This is a genomic window from Pantoea rodasii (genome assembly GCF_002095465.1).
GTDB classification, from domain to species: Bacteria; Pseudomonadota; Gammaproteobacteria; order Enterobacterales; family Enterobacteriaceae; genus Pantoea; species Pantoea rodasii.
In genome coordinates, this window is record NZ_MLFP01000005.1 from 293,943 (window position 1) to 316,848 (window position 22,906).

Consider the following 22,906-nt stretch of genomic DNA (forward strand, 5'->3'; position numbering starts at 1 on the left):
TTGACAGGAACGACAAATGACACAATTTGCTTTTGTTTTCCCAGGACAGGGATCGCAGACCGTCGGCATGTTAGCTGACCTGGCTGTTGAAAACCCGCAGGTTGAAGCCACTTTCCGTGAAGCTTCTGATGCGCTGGGATACGACTTATGGCAGTTGGTGCAGCAAGGTCCAGCTGAAGAACTGAATAAAACCTGGCAGACGCAACCTGCGCTGCTGGCGGCTTCCGTCGCGATTTATCGCGTCTGGCAGAGCAAAAATGGCCCACAGCCGGTATTGATGGCAGGCCACAGCCTGGGTGAATACTCTGCGCTGGTGTGTGCAGGCGTGCTGAACTTTACTGATGCCATTAAGCTGGTTGAACTGCGCGGTAAGTTGATGCAGGAAGCCGTTCCGGAAGGCACGGGTGCCATGCAAGCCATTATCGGTCTTGACGATGCGTCAATCCGTAAAGCCTGTGAAGAGAGTGCACAAGGTCAGGTGGTCTCGCCGGTTAACTTTAACTCGCCGGGCCAGGTGGTGATCGCGGGCAATAAAGAAGCGGTTGAACGTGCGGGTGCGGCCTGTAAAGCGGCGGGTGCCAAGCGTGCTCTGCCGTTGCCTGTCAGCGTGCCATCTCACTGTGCCTTGATGAAGCCTGCTGCGGATAAACTCGCTGTCGCGCTGGAAAACATCACTTTCAGCGCACCGACTGTGCCTGTCGTCAACAACGTTGACGTGAAGTGTGAAACCGATGCCGCTGCGATTCGCAGTGCTCTGGTGCGTCAGCTTTATAGCCCAGTGCGTTGGACGGAAGCCGTTGAATTTATTGCCACGCAAGGCGTGAGCCAACTGCTGGAAATCGGTCCGGGTAAAGTTCTGACCGGTCTGACCAAACGTATTGTGGATAGCCTGACCGCTGCAGCCGTGAACGACTCTGCTTCACTGTCTGCTGCGATTACACAGGAATAAGAGGAAAAACATGAGCTTTGAAGGTAAAGTAGCGCTGGTGACTGGCGCAAGCCGTGGCATTGGCCGCGCCATCGCGGAAACGCTGGTTGCGCGCGGTGCTAAAGTGGTGGGAACTGCCACCAGCGAAAGCGGTGCGGAAGCAATCAGGCTTACCTCGGCAATAACGGCAAAGGTCTGCTGCTGAACGTAACCGATGCGGCCTCTATTGAGAGCGTTCTCGAGAAAGTTCGCGCCGAATTTGGCGAAGTGGACATTTTAGTCAATAATGCAGGCATTACGCGTGACAATCTGTTGATGCGCATGAAAGACGATGAATGGGCGGATATCCTCGATACCAACCTGACATCTGTCTTCCGTCTTTCTAAGGCGGTATTGCGTGCCATGATGAAAAAACGCGTGGGCCGTATCATTACCATCGGTTCTGTAGTTGGAACCATGGGTAACGCGGGTCAAGCAAACTATGCGGCAGCAAAAGCAGGTTTGATTGGCTTTAGCAAATCACTGGCGCGAGAAATTGCGTCACGTGGCATTACAGTAAACGTCGTGGCTCCGGGCTTTATTGAGACGGACATGACGCGTGCACTGAACGAAGATCAGCGCTCGGGTATTTTGGCAGAAGTGCCGGCAGGTCGTTTAGGCGACCCGCAGGAAATTGCCAATGCTGTTGCATTCTTAGCCTCTGACGAAGCCTCTTACATCACGGGTGAGACGCTGCATGTCAATGGCGGCATGTACATGGTCTGATAATCACGAAAACATTTGCATTATCTGCGGTAAACACCGCAGAATAACGCAAAATCGTGGTTCGACCAGCCGGGATTTTGTTGCATCTTTTTCAACATTTTATACACTACGAAAACCATCGCGAAAGCGAGTTTTGATAGGAAATTAAATAGTATGAGCGATATCGAACAACGCGTTAAGAAAATCGTAGCTGAGCAGCTGGGTGTTAAAGAAGACGAAGTGATTAACACTGCTTCTTTCGTTGAAGACCTGGGTGCAGATTCTCTTGACACCGTTGAGCTGGTAATGGCTCTGGAAGAAGAGTTTGATACTGAAATTCCAGACGAAGAAGCTGAGAAAATCACTACCGTTCAGGCAGCGATCGATTACATCAATAGCCACCAAGGCTAATGAATATCTTCAGGCGGTCACCTCGACCGCCTGAGTTTTATGTTTGCCCCACATAGCGTTATTTTTTCCCTCCCTGGAGGACGTACGTGTCTAAGCGTCGTGTAGTTGTGACTGGTCTTGGCATGTTGTCTCCTGTCGGCAATACCGTAGAGTCTACCTGGAGTGCTCTCCTTGCCGGTCAGAGCGGCATCAGCCTGATCGACCATTTTGATACTAGTGCCTACGCAACACGCTTTGCGGGCTTAGTAAGAGATTTCAATTGCGATGATTTCATCTCGCGCAAAGATCAGCGCAAGATGGATGACTTCATCCAATACGGCATTGTTGCTGGTATTCAGGCTATGGCAGACTGCGGTCTGGTCGTAACTGAAGAGAATGCTGGTCGCATCGGCGCAGCTATCGGTTCCGGCATCGGCGGACTGGGTTTGATCGAAGATAACCACAGTTCACTGGTCAATGGCGGTCCGCGCAAAATCAGCCCGTTCTTTGTTCCTTCTACCATTGTTAACATGGTAGCCGGTCACCTGACCATCATGTACGGTCTGAAAGGTCCTAGCATTTCCATCGCGACGGCTTGTACTTCTGGCGTACACAATATTGGTCATGCAGCCCGTATCATTGCTTACAACGATGCTGACGTCATGCTGGCGGGTGGCGCTGAAAAAGCCAGTACCCCGTTGGGTGTCGGTGGCTTCGGTGCGGCACGTGCGCTCTCAACCCATAACGATAACCCGCAGGCCGCTAGTCGTCCGTGGGATAAAGATCGTGATGGATTTGTGTTGGGTGACGGTGCAGGCATTGTGGTACTGGAAGAGTACGAGCATGCGAAAAAGCGTGGCGCGAAAATTTATGCTGAGATCATTGGTTTTGGCATGAGCAGCGATGCTTATCACATGACGTCTCCACCGGAAGATGGTTCAGGTGCAGCCGCCGCGATGGTGAATGCGCTGCGTGATGCGCAACTGAACGCAGAACAAATCGGCTACGTTAACGCGCACGGTACTTCTACACCTGCCGGTGATAAAGCAGAAGCACAGGCCGTTAAATCGGTGTTTGGTGCATCGGCCCACAGTGTGATGGTCAGCTCCACCAAATCGATGACGGGACACTTGCTGGGTGCCGCAGGCGCTGTTGAATCGATTTATTCGATTCTGGCATTGCGCGACCAGGCTATTCCGCCAACCATCAATCTGGATAATCCTGATGAAGGTTGCGATCTGGACTTCGTGCCGCACACGGCACGTCAGGTCAGTGGACTGGAGTATGCACTCTGTAACTCCTTCGGATTTGGCGGCACTAACGGCTCGCTGATCTTCCGCAAGGTGTAAATCACACCCGCCTAAACAAAGGCCCGCAATGCGGGCCTTTTTTATATTTTGTCACGCAGTGGCGTGGATGTTTACTGCGGTCGGTGATATTGAAACAGGCATAGTCGTCAGAGGGGTTCAATATGTGGATAAATGGCGTAGCGCAAACCGAACTTTCCGCGCGCGATCGTGCGGTACAGTTTGGTGACGGCTGTTTTACCACCGCAGCAGTGGTTGGGGGTAAGATCCAACTGTTGAATGCGCATCTGCAGCGATTGCACGAAAGCTGTGAGCGCTTATTCATGCCGCTGCCCGACCTGACACAACTCGCTGAAGAGATGCAGCAGGCGGCCGCCGGGCAAGTGCGCGCGGTGATGAAAGTGATCCTCACGCCGGGCGCGGGAGGGCGGGGTTACAGCCGCACGGGGTGCGAAACGCCTACGCGCATTATTTCGCTCTCCCCCTGGCCGCAGCATTACGCGGCGTTGCAGCTACATGGCGCACGTCTGGTAACCAGTCCGATACCTTTAGCGCGCAATCCATTGCTGGCCGGCTTAAAACACCTGAATCGATTAGAGCAAGTGCTGATTCGTCAGCATATCGACCAGACAGACGCCGATGAAGCGCTGGTGCTTGACACTGCAGGGACGGTGGTGGAATGCTGTGCGGCCAATTTATTCTGGCGCAAAGGCGAGAAAATCTACACGCCGCATCTTGATCACGCTGGCGTCAACGGCATTATGCGTCGTTTTCTGATGGCGCAAATGGCAATGGCAGGTCAGTCTTGTGAATTGATGGATGGTAGCAGGGAAGATGTGCTAAACGCCGATGAAGTGGTGCTCTGCAATGCCCTGATGCCGGTATTACCCGTGCGACAAATTGACGATGTCTTGTTCACCGCACGCTCGCTGTATCAGCAACTGCAAGCCAGTTGCCAAAAGATGGAAGCATCATGACTCGAATGAAAAAAATCATCGTCAGCGCTCTGGCGATTGCAGGCCTCGCGGCCGCCTTTAGTTATTGGCAGATTGAACGTTTCGCCGATACACCTTTGACTATTCACCAGGAAACCATCTATACACTGCCGGCCGGCAGTGGACGCGTGGTGCTGGAAGCGCAGTTGGAAAGTCAGCACATCATTCCCACCAGCATGTGGTTTGGACCACTGTTAAAACTTGAACCTGAGTTGGCCAAATTTAAAGCGGGGACCTACCGGCTTGAAGGCAACATGACGGTACGTCAATTACTGGCACTGCTGGCCAGCGGTAAAGAGGCGCAGTTCCCAGTGCGTTTTGTTGAAGGCTCCCGCCTGAAAGAGTGGCTGGCCGAATTACGCAAAGCGCCTTATCTCAAGCACACGCTGACTGACGATCAGTTTGCTACCGTAGCGAGCGCCATGAAGTTAGAGGCGAACCAGCTTGAAGGTGCTTTCTATCCCGATACCTATCTCTATACCGCCAATACCAGCGACGTGGCGCTGTTAGAACGTGCGCATAGCCGCATGAACACATTGGTTGATGAAATCTGGAAGGGACGCAATGACAGCCTGCCTTATAAAAAAGAGCAGGATCTGGTCACCATGGCGTCGATTATCGAGAAAGAGACCGGCGTGACGGAAGAGCGCGCGCGCGTCGCCTCGGTGTTTATCAATCGCTTACGCACGGGTATGAAGCTGCAAACCGATCCCACTGTGATTTACGGCATGGGCGATAACTACACCGGATCGATTACACGTAAAGACCTCGAAACGCCAACCGATTACAATACCTATACCATTAGCGGTCTGCCGCCGGGCCCGATCGCCATGCCGGGCCGCGCTTCTCTGGAAGCGGCTGCGCATCCGGAAAAAACCAATTACCTCTATTTTGTTGCGGATGGTAAAGGCGGTCATACCTTTACCACCAATCTCGCCAGCCACAATAAAGCTGTGCAGGTGTATCGGCTGGCTATGAAGGAAAAAAATGAAAAGTAAGTTTATCGTCATTGAAGGCCTTGAGGGCGCAGGCAAAACCACGGCACGTGATGCGGTGGTTGCCGTTTTGCATGAGCAAGGGATTCATGACGTGGTGTTTACCCGTGAGCCGGGTGGAACGCCGCTGGCTGAACAGTTACGTGTGCTGGTCAAGCAGGGGATTGATGGCGAGCAAGTGACCGATCAAGCTGAACTGCTGATGCTATATGCCGCGCGCGTTCAACTGGTTGAAAACGTCATCAAGCCGGCATTGGCTCGCGGCGCGTGGGTGATTGGCGATCGTCACGATCTCTCTTCTCAAGCCTATCAGGGCGGCGGACGGGGTTTGGATACGCAGTTGATGACCACGTTGCGTGAGGCGGTGCTCGGCGATTTCCGCCCAGATTTGACACTTTATCTGGATGTTACGCCGGAAATCGGCCTGCAGCGCGCCCGTGCGCGCGGAGAACTGGATCGTATCGAGCAGGAATCACTGCGCTTTTTTGAGCGCACGCGCGAACGTTATCTGGCATTAGCGGCGGCCGATGCTTCGATTTTAACCATTGATGCCACACAGAATATTGCAGACGTGACATCGTCACTTCAAAGCACCTTGCGTCAATGGCTGGCAGGTCAGGTGGCATGAACTGGTATCCATGGCTGAACCAGCCTTATCGACAAATAATCACTCGCCATCAAAGCGGTCAGGCGCATCATGCTTTGCTGATTCAGGCGATCGATGGCATGGGCGACGATGCGCTGGTTTGGGGCGTGAGTCGCTGGTTGATGTGCCAACATCCCGAAGGTTTGAAAAGTTGTGGCCACTGTCATGGCTGTCACCTGATGCAGGCTCAAACGCATCCTGACTGGTATCGTCTGGAAGCGGAAAAGGGCAAGTCTTCGTTAGGCATTGACGCGGTGCGTGATGTCACTGAAAAGCTCTATCATTTTGCTCAGCAGGGCGGCGCAAAGATTGTCTGGCTGCCCGATGCGGCGCAACTCACCGAAGCCGCGGCCAATGCCTTGCTAAAAACGCTGGAAGAGCCGCCGGCGAACTGCTGGTTTTTCCTCAGCGTGCAGGAGCCATCACGCCTGCTGGCAACGCTGCGCAGTCGTTGCATGACATGGCATCTGTCGCCGCCTGAAGAAGTACAAAGCCTGCAATGGTTGCAGAAGCAGCTGCCGCAATCGGAAGCGGTAATGCGTGCAGCACTGCGCTTGAGCAATGGCGCGCCGGCAGCCGCACTGGCGTTGTTGCAGCCAGATCGCTGGCAGGCGCGTGAGAAATTGTGCGAAACCTTGTTGAGTGCGTTGAGCAGTGACGTGTTACAGCTGCTCCCCGCGCTCAATCATGACGATGTGGCGGAGCGTCTCAGCTGGTTGATCTCGTTGCTGGTCGATGCGATGAAAGTGCAGCAAGGGGCCAGCAATTGGCTGAGTAATGGCGATCGCCCGGACGTGGTCGCGCAATTGGCTCAGCAACTCAGCAGCAGTGCGCTTAATGCCAGCGTCCAGCAATGGATGCAGTGCCGTGAGCAATTGCTGCATGTCGCCGCCCTGAACCGTGAACTCATTCTGACCGATCGCCTGTTAGCCTGGGGACGCCTGATGTCGCCCACGGCGGTCGGCTAAGCGTATAAGAGAGAAGTATGTTTATTGTAGATTCGCACTGCCACCTTGATGGCCTCGATTATGAAAAGCAGCATCGTGATTTAGATGATGTCATCGCGAAAGCGGCGGCACGTGATGTGAAATTTATGCTGGCGATTGCCACCACGTTGCCGGATTACTACAAAATTAAGCAACTGGTTGGTGATCGGGAAAACGTTGCGCTGGCCTGCGGTGTGCATCCATTGAATCAGGAAGCGCCGTACGATGTAGAAGAGTTTCGCCGCCTGGCTGCGGAAGAACAGGTGATCGCGCTGGGTGAAACCGGGCTGGATTACTTCTATCAGCAGGAAACCAAAGCGCAGCAGCAAGCTTCATTCCGCGAACACATTCGCACCGGTATTGCGCTGAATAAGCCGATCATCGTGCATACCCGCGATGCGCGTGAAGACACCTTAGCGATTTTGCGTGAAGAGCAGGTGGAGAAGTGTGGCGGCGTGCTGCATTGCTTTACTGAAGATAAAGAAACCGCCGCGCAGTTGCTGGATATGGGTTTTTATATCTCCTTCTCGGGCATCCTGACCTTCCGCAATGCGGAGCAAATTCGTGATGCCGCGCGCTATGTGCCATTGGATCGTATGCTGGTGGAGACCGATTCACCGTATCTGGCACCGGTGCCGCACCGTGGCAAAGAGAATCAACCTGCCTTTACCCGCGATGTTGCTGATTATATGGCGGTGCTGAAAGGCGTGGATATCGAAACGCTGGCCGCTGCCACCACGGAAAACTTCTCACGTCTGTTTCATGTCCCTATGAGTCGTCTCGGCGGCTAATCCGCTTTATTTTTAACTCTGTAATTAATCTGTAAACATTAACCTGTGCTGCGTTTATCGCGGCACGGGCAGTGTTTTATTGTTGTTTATCCAGGCAAGTCAGTAAGAAAAGACTGAAAGCAAGCGCGCCTCATTAACGAAACGTGATAGCCGTCAAAGTAACAATTATCGATTTATTTTACCCTTCGTAATAAATCAAAAGACGCTCAGCGTCACCCCGGTGAAGGATCCTCCCCCTTTGCCAGCGCACTGCGCAAATATGCACTCATACTCAGGAGTTTCTATGTTCAAGAACGCATTTGCGAACCTGCAAAAAGTAGGTAAATCGCTGATGTTGCCGGTATCGGTTTTGCCGATTGCCGGTATTTTATTAGGTGTTGGTTCGGCTAACTTCAGCTGGTTGCCTGCTGTGGTTTCTCATGTGATGGCAGAGGCGGGCGGTTCGGTGTTCGCCAACATGCCACTGATTTTCGCGATTGGTGTAGCGCTTGGTTTCACCAATAACGACGGGGTTTCCGCATTAGCCGCCGTTGTGGCGTACGGTATTATGGTGAAAACCATGGCGGTGGTTGCGCCTCTGGTGCTGCATTTGCCAGCCGCAGAGATTGAGGCGAAACATCTCGCGGATACCGGGGTGCTGGGCGGGATTATCGCCGGTTCGATTGCCGCCTATATGTTTAACCGTTTCTACCGCATTAAGCTGCCTGAATATCTTGGCTTCTTTGCCGGTAAACGCTTTGTGCCGATCATTTCTGGCCTGACCGCCATTTTCACCGGCATTGTGTTGTCCTTTATCTGGCCACCGATAGGTACTGCTATTCAGGACTTCTCACAATGGGCTGCATATCAGAATCCGGTTGTGGCGTTCGGTCTTTACGGTTTGGTTGAGCGTTCACTGGTGCCGTTCGGTTTGCATCATATCTGGAACGTTCCTTTCCAGATGCAGATTGGTGAATTCACTAACGCTGCGGGTCAGGTGTTCCACGGCGATATTCCACGCTATATGGCGGGTGACCCAACCGCGGGTAAACTGTCGGGCGGTTTCCTGTTCAAGATGTACGGCCTGCCAGCAGCGGCAATCGCTATCTGGCATTCGGCTAAGCCGGAGAACCGCGCCAAAGTGGGCGGCATTATGATCTCCGCTGCACTGACCTCGTTCCTGACGGGTATCACCGAACCGATCGAGTTCTCGTTTATGTTCGTGGCACCGATTCTGTATGTGATCCATGCGATTCTGGCCGGTCTGGCGTTTCCTATTGCCATTTTGCTTGGTATGCGTGATGGCACCAGTTTCTCGCACGGCTTGATCGATTTTGTGGTTCTGAGCGGCAATAGCAGCAGAATTTGGTTGTTCCCGATTGTCGGCATCATTTACGGTCTGATTTACTACACCGTTTTCCGTGTGCTGATTGTGAAACTGAATTTGAAAACACCTGGACGTGAGGACACGGTAATGGAGCAGAGCAGCGCAACCGGTAGCGAAATGGCAGGTAAACTGGTGACCGCGTTTGGCGGTAAAGAGAATATTACTAACCTTGATGCGTGCATCACTCGTCTGCGCGTTAGCGTGGCGGATGTGGCGAAAGTGAACCAGACAGAGTTGAAGAACCTCGGCGCCCGTGGCGTGGTGGTAGCAGGCTCCGGTGTTCAGGCGATTTTCGGCACGAAGTCCGATAACCTGAAAACGGAAATGGATGATTATATTCGTAATATGTAGTGGCTGAGGTCAAGGTCAAGGCAGGGGCCGAGCCTGTGCGATGAAGCGGCGGCAGATCGTAAAGACGCCATAAACCATCCCTGGGGCTCGGCCCGCGACATCCCTGTCGCGGGACGCTTTACTCCTCTGCCGCCGCTCCCTCACACCTCACCTTGGGTGCGGTCATAGATAAATCCCTCAGACATTGTCAAACTTTGCAGCGTTATCCTAAGAAATCAGGGGGCGGGACGCTTTACTCCTCTGCCGCCGCTCCCTCGCACCTCACCTTGGGTGCGGTCATGGATAAATCCTTCAGATATTGTCAAACTTTGCAGCGTTATACTTCGACATTAGGGAGTTTCTGTCGCGGAATGCTTCCCCGCCTCCGCGAACATACAATCATAAATACACGCGCAAATACTCCGTCAGACACAGCAGTGCCATTGCCTGGCCGTAGGGCATTGAAGTCAGTGGCACCTGGCGGTAGTAATCCAGGTCGCTGCCCATCGCCGTGCCGAATGACACCTGTTTTAATTCCCCGTTTTCATCAATATTGGCAATCACGCCGCGCAATGCCTTCTCTGCCAGCGGCAGATATTCTGCGGAAAGGTAACGCTTGCGCACCGCTTTAAGGATCCCATAGGCAAACCCGGCGGTAGCAGAGGCTTCGGGATAGCTTTGCGGGTCGTCGAGCAAGGTATGCCACAATCCACTGGTGTGCTGACAGGTTGCCAACGCCTTGACCTGGCTGGCTAACACCTGTTGTAAGAAACGACGTGTCGCATGCTGTTCTGGCCAGTTCATCATCTCCAGAAAATCAGGAATAACGATGGTTAACCAGCTATTGCCGCGTGCCCAGCGCGCGTTAGCGAAATTGTGGCGGCCGTCGAAGGTCCAGCCGTGGAACCACAAACCGGTCTGTCGATCCATCAGGTATTGGGTGTGGATCAGAAACTGATAGCTGGCTTCTTCGACAAATTCAGGGCGATCCAGTAACTGGCCGATTTTCGCCAGCGCCATCACGCTCATCATTAGGGTGTCATCCCACAGCTGCTGGGTATTCTCATTGTTGTAAACGATATGCTGCAGGCCGCCTTGTTCGGTGCGCGGCATGTCGTACATCACCCATTCTGCCCAGCGTTCCAGAACCGGGCGCCACGCTGGATTGACGGTCTCTTCATAGCGATAAGCCAAGGTCAGGAAAGGGCAGACGGTGTTGACGTTTTTGGTTGGCGTACCTTCCGTTAGTCTTGCGCTGAACCAATCATCGATAATCTTCAACGTCGCCCGATCGCCCGTTTGCTGGGTGTAATGCAGCATGCCATATAGCCCGATGCCGTGCGTCCATTCCCAACCGGCCCAGCCTTTGGTGTCAATGACGCGTCCGTCATCCAGCCGTAGCAGAAACTCACCGCTGTGATCGGTGATATTGACCAAATTGTCAGTGAGTTTGTGGATCAGCTGTACCAGCTCGCTGCGTGGCAACAGATATTCCGGCTGACGCAGTAACGCGCTGTGTTTCACAGGAAATACAGTCATGGTTCATTCCTATCGTTAATCAGGGTAGGGAGAGGGTGAAGCGTGCCGCGCTGCGCGGGCAGCGGCGGTGCGAGGGGCTTGTCACGGTTGAGATAACCGACGTTGTTATTGCCCCATAAGTTTTCATACGGCATACCTGCCAGCGTTTCGACGATAGCGCGTGCCTGCGGCGTAATACGTTCCGGGACGACGCGTCCCGCTTCACGCATCTTCAACGTCTCTTCGCGCAGAACAGTGTGGGTATGCAGATTGAGTTTGAAGCGCAGCGAGACGATGAAGCCGCAAATCAGCACGCCAACGGTGCCAACGCTGAGGATCAGCAAAATGGTGTGGCCGACCGCAGGAACCTGCTCGGGTTTACCCGAGGTGAAGCCCGCCAACTGCAACATGATGCCGACAATCATCACGGCGCCGGCCTGCGAAGCTTTGCGCGTCAACGTCATGATCCCAGCGAAAATCCCTTCGCGACGTTGCCCGGTGATCACTTCATCGACATCAGCGATGTAGGTGTACGTGTTCCAGGGCACATAGTTGATGCCGCCACGTCCCAAACCGGCGAAGGCAGATATCAGTACCAACAGCGCGAAGTTATCGTTCATTCCGCTGTACCACAGTCCCGCGTAGGAAAGGGCGCTGAGGCCAAACAGCACCACCACTAAGCGATATGCCGGTGCCGGTCCCATGCGAATGCACAGCGGGATCATCGCCATCACCGCAATAAATTGCAGCACCGCCATGGTGCCCATCAGACTGGAAGCGATTTGCGCGCTTTGCATCAGCACAAACACCACATACCAGGTAAACACCGCATTAAATACGTCCTGAGCAATGTAGCCACCCAGATACATGCCGAGATGCTGACGGAAGATGCGAATACGCAGCGTTGAGGCCAGTTCGATATAGAGCCGTTTCAGGCTTTGTATCAGCGAGAGTTGCGACTTTTCTTCCTCTGCTCGACGTGACTCGGCAGAGAAGTCCTCGGGCGCGCGTTCCCAGGTAAAGCGCCACACCAGCGTCAGCACCAGCGCGCAGATCACCGAAAACACCAGGCTGGCATAGAAGAAGGAGATGGGATTCTCTTTACCGAACCAGCCGATTAGCACGCCGGGCAGGAAGGCGGCCAGAATCGAGGAGAGCTGTGCCAGTGCGATGCGAGCCCCGGAGAAACGGGTTTTTTGCTTGAAGTCATCGGTCATTTCCGGCACCAGCGTTTCATACGGCACCAGAATCATGGTGTAGACCACATCAAACAGCAGATAGGTCAGCAGATACCACCAGAAGCTCATGTCGCTAATCCACATCAGGCTGTAGCTGAACACGCAGGGAATGCCGAGCAAAATAAAGAACTTGCGGCGGCCGAAACGCTTGCCGAGCCAGGTGGATCCGAAGTTGTCAGTGAGAAAGCCCATCAACGGGCTGACAACGGCATCGAGCACGCGAGCCGCAGCGAATATAAAGGTGGCTTCGATGGGCGAGAGGCCGCAGAAAGTGGTGTAGAAATAGAGCAACCAGGCGGCAGTGAGCGCCGTGGTGCCGGCGCCGAGAAAATCCCCGGAACCGTAAGCCAGATAATGGCCGAAACCAATCTTACGAGACTGCATGGCAGGTTCTCCTTGAAATCGACGGATGACACATCCCTCATTACTCCGTACTGCTTGCCCGGATTGGATAGAAAGTAGAGCGCCACGCAGCGGCAAACCTTCGCGATTTGGCAAGGTCTGATCGGGAAGTGGCAAAAACACAAAGAAACTGACGTGACATCTCTAATTTATAAAACAGCGTTTCATTTTTGTAGTTGGCGCAGTGTTAAAAATGAGAGCCGCAGCACAGTGGCAGCGTCAGGGGTGAAAAATGGTGTAAAGGCGGCCATTTAATACAAGAAAAGTTGTCCTGAGGTTGAAAGCAATCGAATTCCTCACGCATACTGCCTGACTGAACTCCAGGCTTAAGGAAATGCACCATGGCTGAAGAAACCATTTTCAGTAAAATCATTCGTCGCGAAATCCCCGCCGATGTGGTTTATCAGGACGAACTGGTCACCGCCTTCCGCGATATCGCGCCCAAAGCGCCGACGCATATTTTGATTATCCCTAACGTCTTGATCCCTACGGCCAATGACGTGCAAGAGGCGCACGAGCACGCGCTGGGCCGTATGATCACCGTGGCAGCCAAAATTGCTAAAGATGAAGCATTGCCGAAGATGGCTATCGCCTGATCATGAACTGCAACAGCCATGGCGGTCAGGAGGTTTACCACATCCACATGCACCTTGTCGGCGGTCAGCCGCTCGGTCCGATGTTGGCAATTTAACCTCAGGCGGACTTTGTGATGCGTCAATGGCTGAGTGGCCTGCTGTTACTGACCCTGGTGGGATGCAGTAGCGATAAACCGATGATCAATACGTCGCAGTCGCTGGTAATGGAATCTTCTGTGCTCTCTGCGGGCATCATCACCGATGAACCCACGCTAGCCAGCAGCGATGGACAGATGCGTGCGTCAAGCGTGCTCTATAATCAGCGTGAGACTCCGGTGACGGTGCACTATCGTTTCTATTGGTACGACGATAAGGGCCTGGAGATTACGCCCGAAGAACCGGCACAAACCCAAACCGTTCCGGCGCATGGCAGCACTGAAGTTGTCTCGCAAATCGGTAACCTGACCGCCAGCAAGGTGCGTCTGTATCTTTATCTCTGAGGAGTAACCTGTGATTCGCAGTGTAAAACGTTCCAGCGCGCTGTTATTTGCGCTGATGCTCACCGGTTGTGTGGTGAAACAGCAAACCCCGGCACCGGTTGAACCGACCCAGCCGACCACCCCGACGCAACCGGAGCAGCCACAGCCGCAGCCGGTTCCACCACCAGAAACCGTGCCGCAGCCGCCGAAGTTGAAAACCATCAACTGGAATGCCAGCGTGCAGCCGTTAGTGGGCAACATGGTGCAGTCGGCGGGCGTGAATGCAGGCAGCGTGCTGCTGGTAGACCGCATCAAAAATAGCACCAATGGATCGCTGCAAAGCGATAAAGCCACCGATGCGATTCAAAATGCGTTAGCAAACAACGGCAAGTTCACGCTGGTGACGCCAGAGCAACTGGCACAGGCGAAACAAACCCTGGGCCTGTCTGCAGACGATAGCCTCAACTCGCGTAGCAAGGCGATTGGCCTGGCGCGCAACGTCAACGCACAGTATGTGTTGTACAGCAGTGCGCAGGGCGACGTGAAAGCGCCAACGCTGCAAATGCAGCTGATGCTGGTGCAGACCGGTGAGATTATCTGGTCAGGTAACGGTATTGCTCAGCCCTGATTCGCAACTGCAACAGCGGATTCAGCAACAATGGCCGACGGCGCAAGCTGCCGGTCATTTTTTCGCCCTGCCGGGATTGAGCGGCAACAGTGTGCAGGTGAAAACTGAGCTGGGCGAACTGCTGGCGCGCCGTGCGCCGCAACAACCGATTCCGTTTGTCGATCGCCAACGTGAATTTCGCATTTTGCGTAAAATGCGTGCCGCGCAGCTAGGACCAGCACCGCTGGACTGGCATTCTCCCTGGCTGTTACAAAGTTGGTTGCCCGGCGATGTGCTGTCGTCTGCGCAGTTCAATCAGCAGCGCGAAGCGGTGTTGACGTTGATCTATCGTTTTCACCAGCAGCCATTGACCGGTTATCGCTTGCAACTCACTCCACTATTGCAACGCTACTGGCAGCTGTGTCAGCAACGTCACTGGCGCTGGCAGCATGCTCTGCAGCGCTTGACCAGCCAGGGTGAACCGCGGCCGTTACGCCTTGCCCCCATTCATATGGATGTGCATGCAGGTAATGTCATCGCCACCCCTGACGGCTTACGCTTGATCGACTGGGAATACGCCGCTGACGGCGATGTGGCTTTGGAACTCGCCGCATTGTGCGCGGTCGATGGAGAGCATCAAACCGACTGGATTGCCGGATACTCACAGCGCAGCCAGCTTAATGAAGCGATACTCAAACGACATATGCACCGCTGGCAGCCGTGGCTGCAACTGCTGATGGCCAGTTGGTATCAGTTACGCGCCGAGCAGAGCCGTGACCCACATTTACAACAGTTGGCGCAGGCCAGCTGGCAGGATTTATAACTCAGGATTGTAACCATGACCATGCATACCCCCGGCCCGCTGATGCTGGATGTTGAAAGCTATGAACTCGATGCCGAAGAGCGCGAGATTCTGCAACATCCGCTGGTGGGTGGACTCATTCTGTTTGCCCGCAACTTCCACGATGTGGATCAGCTGGCGGAACTGGTGCGCCAGATTCGTGCCGCCTCGCGCAATCGCTTAGTGGTCGCCGTCGATCAGGAAGGCGGGCGCGTGCAGCGCTTCCGTGAAGGCTTCACCCAACTGCCCGCGATGCAATCTTTTGCCGCATTGCATGATATCGCGACGGCGGGTGAAGTGGCGCAGCAGGCGGGCTGGCAGATGGCCGCCGAAATGATCGCCATGGACATCGACATCAGCTTTGCACCGGTGCTGGATATCGGCCACATCAGCGCGGCGATTGGCGATCGTTCATTCCATGAAGATCCGGCCATTGCGTTGCAAATCGCCCGCCGTTTTATCAACGGTATGCATGAAGCCGGCATGAAAACCACCGGTAAGCATTTCCCAGGCCACGGTGCGGTTAGCGCAGATTCACATAAAGAGACGCCGCGCGATCCCCGTGACGCGGCTACACTGCGCCAGCACGATATGGCGATCTTTAAACAGCTCATCGATGAGCTGTTACTGGATGCGGTGATGCCCGCGCACGTTATCTATACTGAGGTGGATCCGTTACCCGCCAGCGGCTCGCCGTATTGGCTGCAAACCGTGCTGCGCAAAGAGCTGGGTTTTAACGGTGTGATTTTCTCCGACGATTTGTCGATGGAAGGCGCTGCGGTGATGGGCAGCTACGCTGAACGCGCGCAACAGTCGCTCAATGCCGGATGCGATATGATTTTGGTGTGCAATCAGCGCGCCGGTGCGGTGAGTGTGCTGGATAACTTGACGTCGATCCAGGCAGAGCGTGTGACGCAGTTATACCATCAGGGACGCTATACCCGCGAGACGCTGCAATCCAGCGCACGCTGGAAGCAGAATCAACGCCAGCTCAGTGCGTTGCAGGAGCGCTGGCTGGCGCACAAAGCTTCGGGCAGTTAAGCGTCGCTGCCCGGATATCCATCCACACTGAGGAAAATCATGATCATTTATCTGCACGGTTTTGATTCCAACAGTCCGGGCAATCACGAGAAGGTGCTGCAGCTACAGTTTATTGACCCGGACGTCAGACTCATTAGCTACAGCACGCTTCACCCCAAACATGACATGCAGTTTTTGTTAAAAGAGTGCGATAAGTTGTTACAGCAGGGTGGCGATGCGCATCCGCTGATTTGCGGCGTCGGCCTCGGCGGTTACTGGGCTGAACGCATTGGCTTTCTGTGTGGCATGCGGCAGGTGATGTTTAACCCTAACCTGTTTCCGTTTGAGAACATGGAGGGCAAGATCGATCGTCCGGAAGAGTACCTGGATATTGCCACCAAGTGCGTCAGTGATTTTCGTGAAAAAAATCGCGACCGCTGTCTGACCATTCTGTCACGCCATGATGAAGCGCTGGATAATCAGCGTACTGCCGCCCAGTTGCATCCTTTTTACGAGATCGTATGGGACGAAGCAGCCAGTCATAAATTCAAGAATATCTCGCCCCATTTGCAGCGCATCAAAGCCTTTAAATCCCTTGCCTGAGCCCCGGCGCGCCGCGTGATGCGGCGCACAAAATGTGTAACATTCTGATAATGCTGTTGAAAGATTGATGTACATCAATTTTCTTATGATATGTCGATTGTGCCGTGATATTCTGCCCTCAGCTCGCGATTTAAACGTCGCCAACCCTATGTTTATTAAGGTTTTTAGTAACCATTAATTAACTATTGGTTTACAACTTTGAGGGGGTCTTTGTTGACTACATCTATGGAAAAAATCGTCATTATTGGCGGTGGTGCCGGTGGCTTAGAGCTGGCAACGCAGCTCGGCCATAAGCTTGGGCGCAATAAGAAAGCCGAGATTATTCTCGTCGATCGCAACCACAGCCATCTGTGGAAGCCATTGCTGCATGAAGTGGCTACCGGTTCAATGGACGAAGGGATTGATGCGCTGAGCTATCTGGCGCACGCGCGTAACCACGGCTTCCAGTTCCAGCTGGGATCGCTGACGCAAATCAAGCGCGACAGTAAAACCATCGAGCTGGCGGAAATCCGTGATGCTAACGGCGAGTTACTGGTGCCACAGCGCGAGCTGTCTTACGACCGTCTGGTAATGGCGCTGGGCAGCACCTCGAACGACTTTGGCACGCCGGGCGTAAAAGACCACTGCATCTTCCTGGATAACCCGCATCAGGCACGTCGTTTCCACAACGAAATGCTCAACCTGTTCCTGCGTTTTTCAGCCAGCGAAGGTAGCCTGGAAAAAGTGAATATCGCGATTGTTGGCGGCGGCGCAACCGGCGTTGAGCTGTCAGCTGAGCTGTATAACGCGGTGAAGCAACTGCACAGCTACGGCTATAAAGGCCTCGACAGCTCCTCCTTGAATGTCACGCTGGTGGAAGCCGGTGAACGTATTCTGCCTGCTTTGCCACCGCGTATCTCAGCGGCTGCGCATCAGGAACTCACCAAGCTCGGCGTGCGCGTCCTGACGCAAACCATGGTTACCAGCGCCACAGATGAGGGGCTGAACACCAAAGGCGGCGAATTCATTAACGCCGACCTGATGGTATGGGCTGCAGGGATCAAAGCGCCGGACTTCATGAAAGAGATTGGTGGGCTGGAAACCAACCGTATCAATCAGCTGGTGGTGAAAGACACCCTGCAAACTACCCTGGATGATGACATCTACGCGATTGGCGATTGTGCTTCCTGCGCACTGCCGAGCGGCGGCTTTGTGCCACCGCGTGCGCAGTCTGCACACCAGATGGCATCACGCGCGCTGGAAAATATTCTGGCGCAGCGTAAAGGCAAGCCACTGAAAGCCTATGTCTATAAAGATCACGGTTCACTGGTGTCGCTGTCACGCTTCACCACCGTAGGTAGCCTGATGGGTAATCTGATGCGCGGCTCGATGATGGTAGAAGGGCGCATCGCGCGTTTTGTCTACATCTCTCTATATCGTATGCACCAGATTGCGCTCCACGGATACTTCAAAACCGGCCTGATGATGTTGGTGGGTAGTCTGAACCGCGTGTTGCGTCCTCGTCTCAAGCTGCACTGATGATTAACGGGCGGTATTGCGCCGCCCGCTGCCCTTTAAGCGCCGTAAGCTGCTGAGAAACAATCATTCAGCTTAAGATTACGGCGATATTTCACCCGCATTCAGAACTCTCCGAAAAACTGGCCCTGATGCCATTCCGCTGCGTTTCCTCCATTAATCTGATGTTGCAATTACGGTCCATCTGTAAAACTTATCTCAACAAAAACGGCGCGGCGCGCACGCCGGTTATGCCTCGGCTACACAGGATTTCGTAGCGGCAGGAATGCGCGGTAACAACATTCAGGAGGACATTCCTGTGAATAAATCAATGTTAGCGGGTATCGGTATCGGCGTAGCAGCAGCGTTAGGTGTTGCCGCCGTCGCCAGCATGGATGTGTTTGACCGCGGCCCGCAGTTCGCACAAGTTCTCTCGGCTACGCCGATCAAAGAGAGCATAAAACAGCCGCGACAGGAGTGTCGCAATGTGACGTTAACGCATCGTCGTGCAGTACAGGATGAGAACCGTATAGCCGGTTCGGTACTGGGTGCGGTAGCAGGCGGCGTGCTCGGTCACCAGTTTGGTGGCGGACGTGGGCGCGATGTCGCAACGGTAGCGGGCGCGCTGGCGGGCGGTTACGGTGGTAATCAGGTGCAGGGGGCCATGCAGGACCGTGATACCTACACCACCAACGAGCAGCGTTGCAAAACCGTTTATGACAAACAGGAAAAAATGCTGGGTTATGATGTGACCTATAAAATAGGCGACCAGCAGGGCAAAATCCGCATGGAAAATGACCCTGGCACCCGCATTCCGCTCGACCGTAATGGTCAGCTGATCCTGAATTCGAATCAGGCCTGATTGGGCAAAGACACGTCACAGCAGCAGTAACGAAAAAAGCGCCGAAAGGCGCTTTTTTTTATGCGGTGGTGAAGGGGAATGCGGAATTCTTCAGGCGCCATGGTTGCACGCACGACGTTTACACCCGGTTCTTCGCTAACTCAGCGATAAAGTTCTGTACCCATTCCATGCGCGCTTTGCGCTCTTCCAGATCGCGAGTGAACTTCAGTCGCGTTGGACCATCCAGCTTCCACTGTTTAGGATCTTTTTGCAGCAGGCCAATTAACCAACCCGGATCGACATGATTCTGCGGTGCAAACTCGAAGAATCCGCCTTTGTCACTGGCTTCGATTTTGCGAATACCCAGCTCGCGAGCCACCAAACGTAACCCGGCAACATCCAGCAGATTACGTGCCGCATCAGGCAATTTACCGAAGCGATCAATCATCTCCACTTTCAATTCCGCCAGATCTTGTTCATCGCTGGCCGATGCCACGCGCTTGTACAATGACAAACGGGTACTGACATCGGGGATAAAGTCGTCCGGCAACAGGGCGGGCATGCGCAGCTCAATTTCGGTCTGATTGCTGGTAAGGTCTTCCAGCGACGGCTCGCGCCCCGCTTTTAACGCATCTACCGCATTCTCCAACAGCTCCATATACAAGGTGAAGCCGATGGTTTCCATCTGGCCGCTCTGATCTTCACCCAGCAGTTCACCGGCACCACGAATCTCGAGGTCGTGAGTGGCCAGCGCAAAGCCTGCCCCCAAATCTTCCAGCGAGGCGATAGCTTCCAGACGCTTTTGTGCATCGGTGGTCATCGCTTTCGGATGCGGCGTTAACAGCCATGCATAGGCTTGATGGTGTGAGCGACCGACGCGGCCACGCAGCTGATGCAACTGTGCCAGACCGAAGTGATCGGCTCGTTCGATAATGATGGTGTTAGCGCTGGGCACATCAATGCCAGTTTCGATGATGGTGGTACACACCAGCACGTTAAAGCGCTGGTGGTGGAAATCATTCATCACCCGCTCTAAATCGCGCTCGCGCATCTGGCCGTGACCGATGGCAATACGCGCTTCCGGCACCAGCTCTGCCAGTTTCTGCGTGGCTTTTTCGATATTCTCGACATCGTTATACAGGTAGTAGACCTGGCCACCGCGCAAAATTTCACGCAGGATCGCCTCGCGCACCACCAGGCTGTCGTACTCGCGCACAAAGGTTTTCACTGCCAAACGTCGCGCCGGCGGCGTGGCAATAATCGACAGATCGCGCATGCCGCTCATGGCCATATTCAACGTACGTGGAATCGGCGTGGCGGTGAGCGTCAGGATATCGACATCGGCGCGCATCGCTTTGATACGCTCTTTGTGGCGCACGCCAAAGCGGTGCTCTTCATCGACAATCAACAGGCCGAGATCGTGCCATTTGAGGTCGTTTGACAGCAGCTTATGGGTGCCGATCAGAATATCCACTTTGCCTTCGCGGGCCTGCTCCAGCACCTGGCTCTGCTCTTTGGCGCTACGGAAACGTGACAGCATTTCAATGCGCACCGGCCAGTTAGCAAAGCGGTCGCGGAAGTTGTCGTAGTGCTGCTGTGCCAGCAACGTTGTGGGCACCAGCACCGCGACTTGTTTGGCGTTTTCTACCGCAAGGAACGCGGCGCGCATGGCAACTTCGGTTTTACCAAAGCCCACGTCACCGCACACCAGTCGGTCCATTGCCAGCGGCTGGCACATGTCGCTGAGGACGGCATTGATCGCCTGGCCCTGATCCGGCGTGGTCTCAAACGGGAAGCCTTCGCAGAACAGTTGATACTGATCGCGATCGTGCTTAAAGGCAAAACCGGTTTTCGCCGCACGCTGGGCGTAAATATCCAGCAGTTCCGCCGCCACATCGCGCACTTTCTCGGCGGCTTTCTGCCGGGCGCGTGACCAGGCATCGCTGCCTAATTTATGCAGTGGGGCATTTTCATCGGCACCACCGGCATAGCGGCTGATCAGATGCAGCGACGAAACGGGCACGTAGAGCTTGGCGTCTCCTGCATAAGAGAGCATCAGGTATTCCGCGATAATGCCGCCGGCTTCCAGCGTCGTCAGGCCGATATAGCGGCCTACGCCATGTTCCAGATGCACCACCGGCTGGCCAGGATGCAGTTCGGCAAGGTTACGAATCAGCACATCAGGATTAATGGTGCGACGATTGTCCTGGCGGCGACGGCTGACGCGTTCACCGAGCAGATCGCTTTCACAAATCAGCGCGCGATGGCCTGCGCTATCAATGAACCCGCGTTCGCTGGCACCGATCATCAAACTGTGTGGCTGTTTGCTGGCCTCGTCGAAGTGCTCAATCGGTAACGGACGCAGCTTGATGCGCGCCAGCAGCTCCTGCAGGCTTTCACGGCGGCCTTCACTTTCTACGGAGAAAATGATCTGACCATCAAACTGTTCGAGGAACTGACGCAGCAAATCGAGTGGCGCTTTCGCCTGAGCCTGCACCGTGAGTTCCGGCAGAGGCTGGTAGCCGAGATTGGTATTCGCGGCTTTTCTGGCAGCGTCTCGCTGTTTAACTGCATACGTGGCCAGCTTTTTAGCTCACCGAGCAGTGCATCCGGCCGCAGCCATAAGGTGGCGGGCTCCAGCAGCGGACGCATGGGATCGATGCGGCGATTTTCAAAACGCGCATTCGCGTCCTGCCAGAAGCGGTCGGCGCTGCTGTGCAGATCGCCGCTGTTGAGCACCAGCGTATTGGCGGGCAGATAGCTAAACAGCGTCGGCAATTCCTGCTCGAAAACAGCGGCTGCCAGTATTCGATACCCGCAGGCAGCGTGCCCTTACTCACCTGCTGATAGACGTGTTCCGGCTCGCGGCGGACATCGAACAATTCGCGCCAGCGGCTGCGAAACAGTTCTATCGCGGCTTTGTCAGTGGGGAACTCATGCGCAGGCAGCAGATTGATGGCGTTGACCGCCTCCAGCGTGCGTTGGCTGTCGACATCAAACAGGCGCAGACTGTCAATTTCATCATCAAAGAAATCGATACGGTAGGGCTGATCGCTGCCCATCGGGAACAAGTCGAGCAAGGCGCCGCGCGTGGCGTATTCGCCATGCTCCATCACCTGATCAACATGTCGATAACCGGCTTGCTCCAGCTGGTCGCGCAGTGCATCACGCGATAGCTTTTGCCCCTGCTGCATCACCAAGCATGGCCGTGCAGGAAGCTATGCGGACAGACACGCTGCATCAGCGTGTTGACCGGCATAATCAGCATGCCGCGCGTAAATTGGGCAACTGGTATAAGGTGGAAAGACGAGTGGAGATGATGTCCTGATGCGGGGAGAAGCTGTCGTAGGGCAGCGTTTCCCAATCGGCGAGATTCGTGACCGGCAGATCGGTGAACTGGCGAATCTCTTCCTGCAAGCGCAGGGCAGATTGCATATCCGGGGTAATCATCAGCACCGGACCCGGGTGGCGTTCGGTGATACTGGCGCACTCAACCGCCTGCGCGGCACCAATCAGTTCGCCGAGCTGACGATGATCGCCCGCTTTCGCAGGCAGGGTATAACGACTCTGTTCCGACATAAGGACTCGACATTCTCTCCTTGGATTCCAGGGCGTCATCATTCCATAATCCGCCCTAAGGATCATCTGTCGCGGTGCTATTTCTCATCGCCCTTCATACTTCGCACTGTGGTCGCGTTGGCTGCGACTGCGAATCCCCGGTCACTGACTTCAGTAAGCTCCCGGGGATTCGCAGTCTTGCCGCCTTGCCACAGCACGAATTATTTTGGGCTGACTTCAGTCAGTGACTGG

General features: G+C 54.5%; 18 protein-coding genes and 3 pseudogenes. 18 read left to right on the forward strand and 3 right to left on the reverse strand.

Features of this window, described 5'->3' with window-relative positions:
- The first annotated feature begins 16 nt into the window (after positions 1-16).
- The 10 genes and pseudogenes from fabD (at position 17) to ptsG (ending at position 9,499) form a co-directional block, all read left to right on the forward strand.
- The gene (fabD, locus tag HA45_RS09775; protein ID WP_100702798.1) at positions 17-949 is read left to right on the forward strand and encodes an ACP S-malonyltransferase; all 933 of its coding nucleotides are present in this window, start codon (positions 17-19) and stop codon (positions 947-949) included.
- Positions 950-959: 10 nt separating this feature from the next.
- Positions 960-1,693: pseudogene (fabG, locus tag HA45_RS09780) on the forward strand (3-oxoacyl-ACP reductase FabG).
- 153 nt (positions 1,694-1,846) lie between these two features.
- On the forward strand, positions 1,847-2,083 hold the full coding sequence (gene acpP / locus HA45_RS09785) for an acyl carrier protein (RefSeq protein WP_007885774.1): 237 nt from the start codon (positions 1,847-1,849) through the stop codon (positions 2,081-2,083).
- Positions 2,084-2,169: 86 nt separating this feature from the next.
- Positions 2,170-3,411 carry a beta-ketoacyl-ACP synthase II gene (gene fabF / locus HA45_RS09790; RefSeq protein WP_100702800.1) on the forward strand — a complete coding sequence of 414 codons (1,242 nt, stop codon included), beginning with the start codon at positions 2,170-2,172 and terminating at the stop codon, positions 3,409-3,411.
- A gap of 122 nt (positions 3,412-3,533) precedes the next feature.
- A complete protein-coding gene (pabC, locus tag HA45_RS09795) occupies positions 3,534-4,346 on the forward strand; it encodes an aminodeoxychorismate lyase (RefSeq protein WP_100702801.1) in 813 nt (270 codons plus the stop codon).
- Positions 4,343-5,362: an endolytic transglycosylase MltG gene (gene mltG / locus HA45_RS09800; protein WP_100702802.1), complete on the forward strand. Its 1,020-nt coding sequence runs from the start codon at positions 4,343-4,345 to the stop codon at positions 5,360-5,362. The genes pabC and mltG overlap by 4 nt, the downstream gene beginning before the upstream one ends.
- A complete protein-coding gene (gene tmk / locus HA45_RS09805; RefSeq protein ID WP_100702803.1) occupies positions 5,352-5,987 on the forward strand; it encodes a dTMP kinase in 636 nt (211 codons plus the stop codon). The genes mltG and tmk overlap by 11 nt, the downstream gene beginning before the upstream one ends.
- Positions 5,984-6,973: a DNA polymerase III subunit delta' gene (gene holB / locus HA45_RS09810; RefSeq protein WP_100702804.1), complete on the forward strand. Its 990-nt coding sequence runs from the start codon at positions 5,984-5,986 to the stop codon at positions 6,971-6,973. The genes tmk and holB overlap by 4 nt, the downstream gene beginning before the upstream one ends.
- Positions 6,974-6,990: 17 nt before the next feature.
- Positions 6,991-7,782, forward strand: a complete 792-nt coding sequence (locus HA45_RS09815; protein ID WP_100702805.1) for a metal-dependent hydrolase — start codon at positions 6,991-6,993, stop codon at positions 7,780-7,782.
- A gap of 283 nt (positions 7,783-8,065) precedes the next feature.
- The gene (ptsG, locus tag HA45_RS09820; protein WP_100702806.1) at positions 8,066-9,499 is read left to right on the forward strand and encodes a PTS glucose transporter subunit IIBC; all 1,434 of its coding nucleotides are present in this window, start codon (positions 8,066-8,068) and stop codon (positions 9,497-9,499) included.
- 378 nt (positions 9,500-9,877) lie between these two features.
- Here the strand turns inward: ptsG and bglB are convergent, their stop codons facing one another.
- Positions 9,878-11,017 (reverse strand): beta-galactosidase BglB, encoded by a 1,140-nt coding sequence (gene bglB, locus HA45_RS09825; RefSeq protein WP_100702807.1) that lies wholly within the window; start codon positions 11,015-11,017, stop codon positions 9,878-9,880.
- Positions 11,014-12,618, reverse strand: coding sequence for an MFS transporter (locus tag HA45_RS09830; RefSeq protein ID WP_100702808.1), 1,605 nt, complete (start codon positions 12,616-12,618; stop codon positions 11,014-11,016). The genes bglB and HA45_RS09830 overlap by 4 nt, the downstream gene beginning before the upstream one ends.
- A 359-nt stretch (positions 12,619-12,977) precedes the next feature.
- Here HA45_RS09830 and hinT point away from each other — a divergent pair.
- The 8 genes and pseudogenes from hinT to HA45_RS09870 all read left to right on the forward strand — a co-directional run bounded on the left by hinT (position 12,978) and on the right by HA45_RS09870 (position 19,117).
- Positions 12,978-13,327 (forward strand): annotated as a pseudogene (gene hinT / locus HA45_RS09835) (purine nucleoside phosphoramidase).
- Positions 13,328-13,345: 18 nt separating this feature from the next.
- On the forward strand, positions 13,346-13,711 hold the full coding sequence (locus tag HA45_RS09840; protein WP_100702810.1) for a YcfL family putative periplasmic lipoprotein: 366 nt from the start codon (positions 13,346-13,348) through the stop codon (positions 13,709-13,711).
- A 10-nt stretch (positions 13,712-13,721) separates the two neighbouring features.
- Positions 13,722-14,318 (forward strand): penicillin-binding protein activator LpoB, encoded by a 597-nt coding sequence (gene lpoB / locus HA45_RS09845; RefSeq protein WP_100702811.1) that lies wholly within the window; start codon positions 13,722-13,724, stop codon positions 14,316-14,318.
- A complete protein-coding gene (gene thiK / locus HA45_RS09850; protein ID WP_420849065.1) occupies positions 14,278-15,120 on the forward strand; it encodes a thiamine kinase in 843 nt (280 codons plus the stop codon). Before lpoB ends, thiK begins: the two co-directional genes overlap by 41 nt.
- A gap of 15 nt (positions 15,121-15,135) precedes the next feature.
- On the forward strand, positions 15,136-16,179 hold the full coding sequence (nagZ, locus tag HA45_RS09855; protein ID WP_100702813.1) for a beta-N-acetylhexosaminidase: 1,044 nt from the start codon (positions 15,136-15,138) through the stop codon (positions 16,177-16,179).
- A 39-nt stretch (positions 16,180-16,218) separates the two neighbouring features.
- Positions 16,219-16,761 carry an alpha/beta hydrolase YcfP gene (gene ycfP / locus HA45_RS09860; RefSeq protein WP_100702814.1) on the forward strand — a complete coding sequence of 181 codons (543 nt, stop codon included), beginning with the start codon at positions 16,219-16,221 and terminating at the stop codon, positions 16,759-16,761.
- 213 nt (positions 16,762-16,974) lie between these two features.
- Positions 16,975-18,279, forward strand: a complete 1,305-nt coding sequence (locus HA45_RS09865) for an NAD(P)/FAD-dependent oxidoreductase (RefSeq protein WP_100702815.1) — start codon at positions 16,975-16,977, stop codon at positions 18,277-18,279.
- 295 nt (positions 18,280-18,574) lie between these two features.
- Positions 18,575-19,117, forward strand: coding sequence for a glycine zipper 2TM domain-containing protein (locus tag HA45_RS09870; protein WP_100702875.1), 543 nt, complete (start codon positions 18,575-18,577; stop codon positions 19,115-19,117).
- A 118-nt stretch (positions 19,118-19,235) separates the two neighbouring features.
- On the opposite strand, the pseudogene mfd reads toward HA45_RS09870, so the two are convergent.
- Positions 19,236-22,675 (reverse strand): annotated as a pseudogene (gene mfd / locus HA45_RS09875) (transcription-repair coupling factor).
- Between the last annotated feature and the right edge of the window lie 231 nt (positions 22,676-22,906).

Bases quoted from the DNA above. Each gene is read 5' to 3' on its own strand.
- fabD (WP_100702798.1), top strand. From the start codon at position 17: ATGACACAATTTGCTTTTGTTTTCCCAGGACAGGGATCGCAGACCGTC.
- acpP (WP_007885774.1), top strand. From the start codon at position 1,847: ATGAGCGATATCGAACAACGCGTTAAGAAAATCGTAGCTGAGCAGCTG.
- pabC (WP_100702801.1), top strand. From the start codon at position 3,534: ATGTGGATAAATGGCGTAGCGCAAACCGAACTTTCCGCGCGCGATCGT.
- mltG (WP_100702802.1), top strand. From the start codon at position 4,343: ATGACTCGAATGAAAAAAATCATCGTCAGCGCTCTGGCGATTGCAGGC.
- tmk (WP_100702803.1), top strand. From the start codon at position 5,352: ATGAAAAGTAAGTTTATCGTCATTGAAGGCCTTGAGGGCGCAGGCAAA.
- holB (WP_100702804.1), top strand. From the start codon at position 5,984: ATGAACTGGTATCCATGGCTGAACCAGCCTTATCGACAAATAATCACT.
- HA45_RS09815 (WP_100702805.1), top strand. From the start codon at position 6,991: ATGTTTATTGTAGATTCGCACTGCCACCTTGATGGCCTCGATTATGAA.
- ptsG (WP_100702806.1), top strand. From the start codon at position 8,066: ATGTTCAAGAACGCATTTGCGAACCTGCAAAAAGTAGGTAAATCGCTG.
- bglB (WP_100702807.1), bottom strand. From the start codon at position 11,017: ATGACTGTATTTCCTGTGAAACACAGCGCGTTACTGCGTCAGCCGGAA.
- HA45_RS09830 (WP_100702808.1), bottom strand. From the start codon at position 12,618: ATGCAGTCTCGTAAGATTGGTTTCGGCCATTATCTGGCTTACGGTTCC.
- HA45_RS09840 (WP_100702810.1), top strand. From the start codon at position 13,346: ATGCGTCAATGGCTGAGTGGCCTGCTGTTACTGACCCTGGTGGGATGC.
- nagZ (WP_100702813.1), top strand. From the start codon at position 15,136: ATGACCATGCATACCCCCGGCCCGCTGATGCTGGATGTTGAAAGCTAT.
- ycfP (WP_100702814.1), top strand. From the start codon at position 16,219: ATGATCATTTATCTGCACGGTTTTGATTCCAACAGTCCGGGCAATCAC.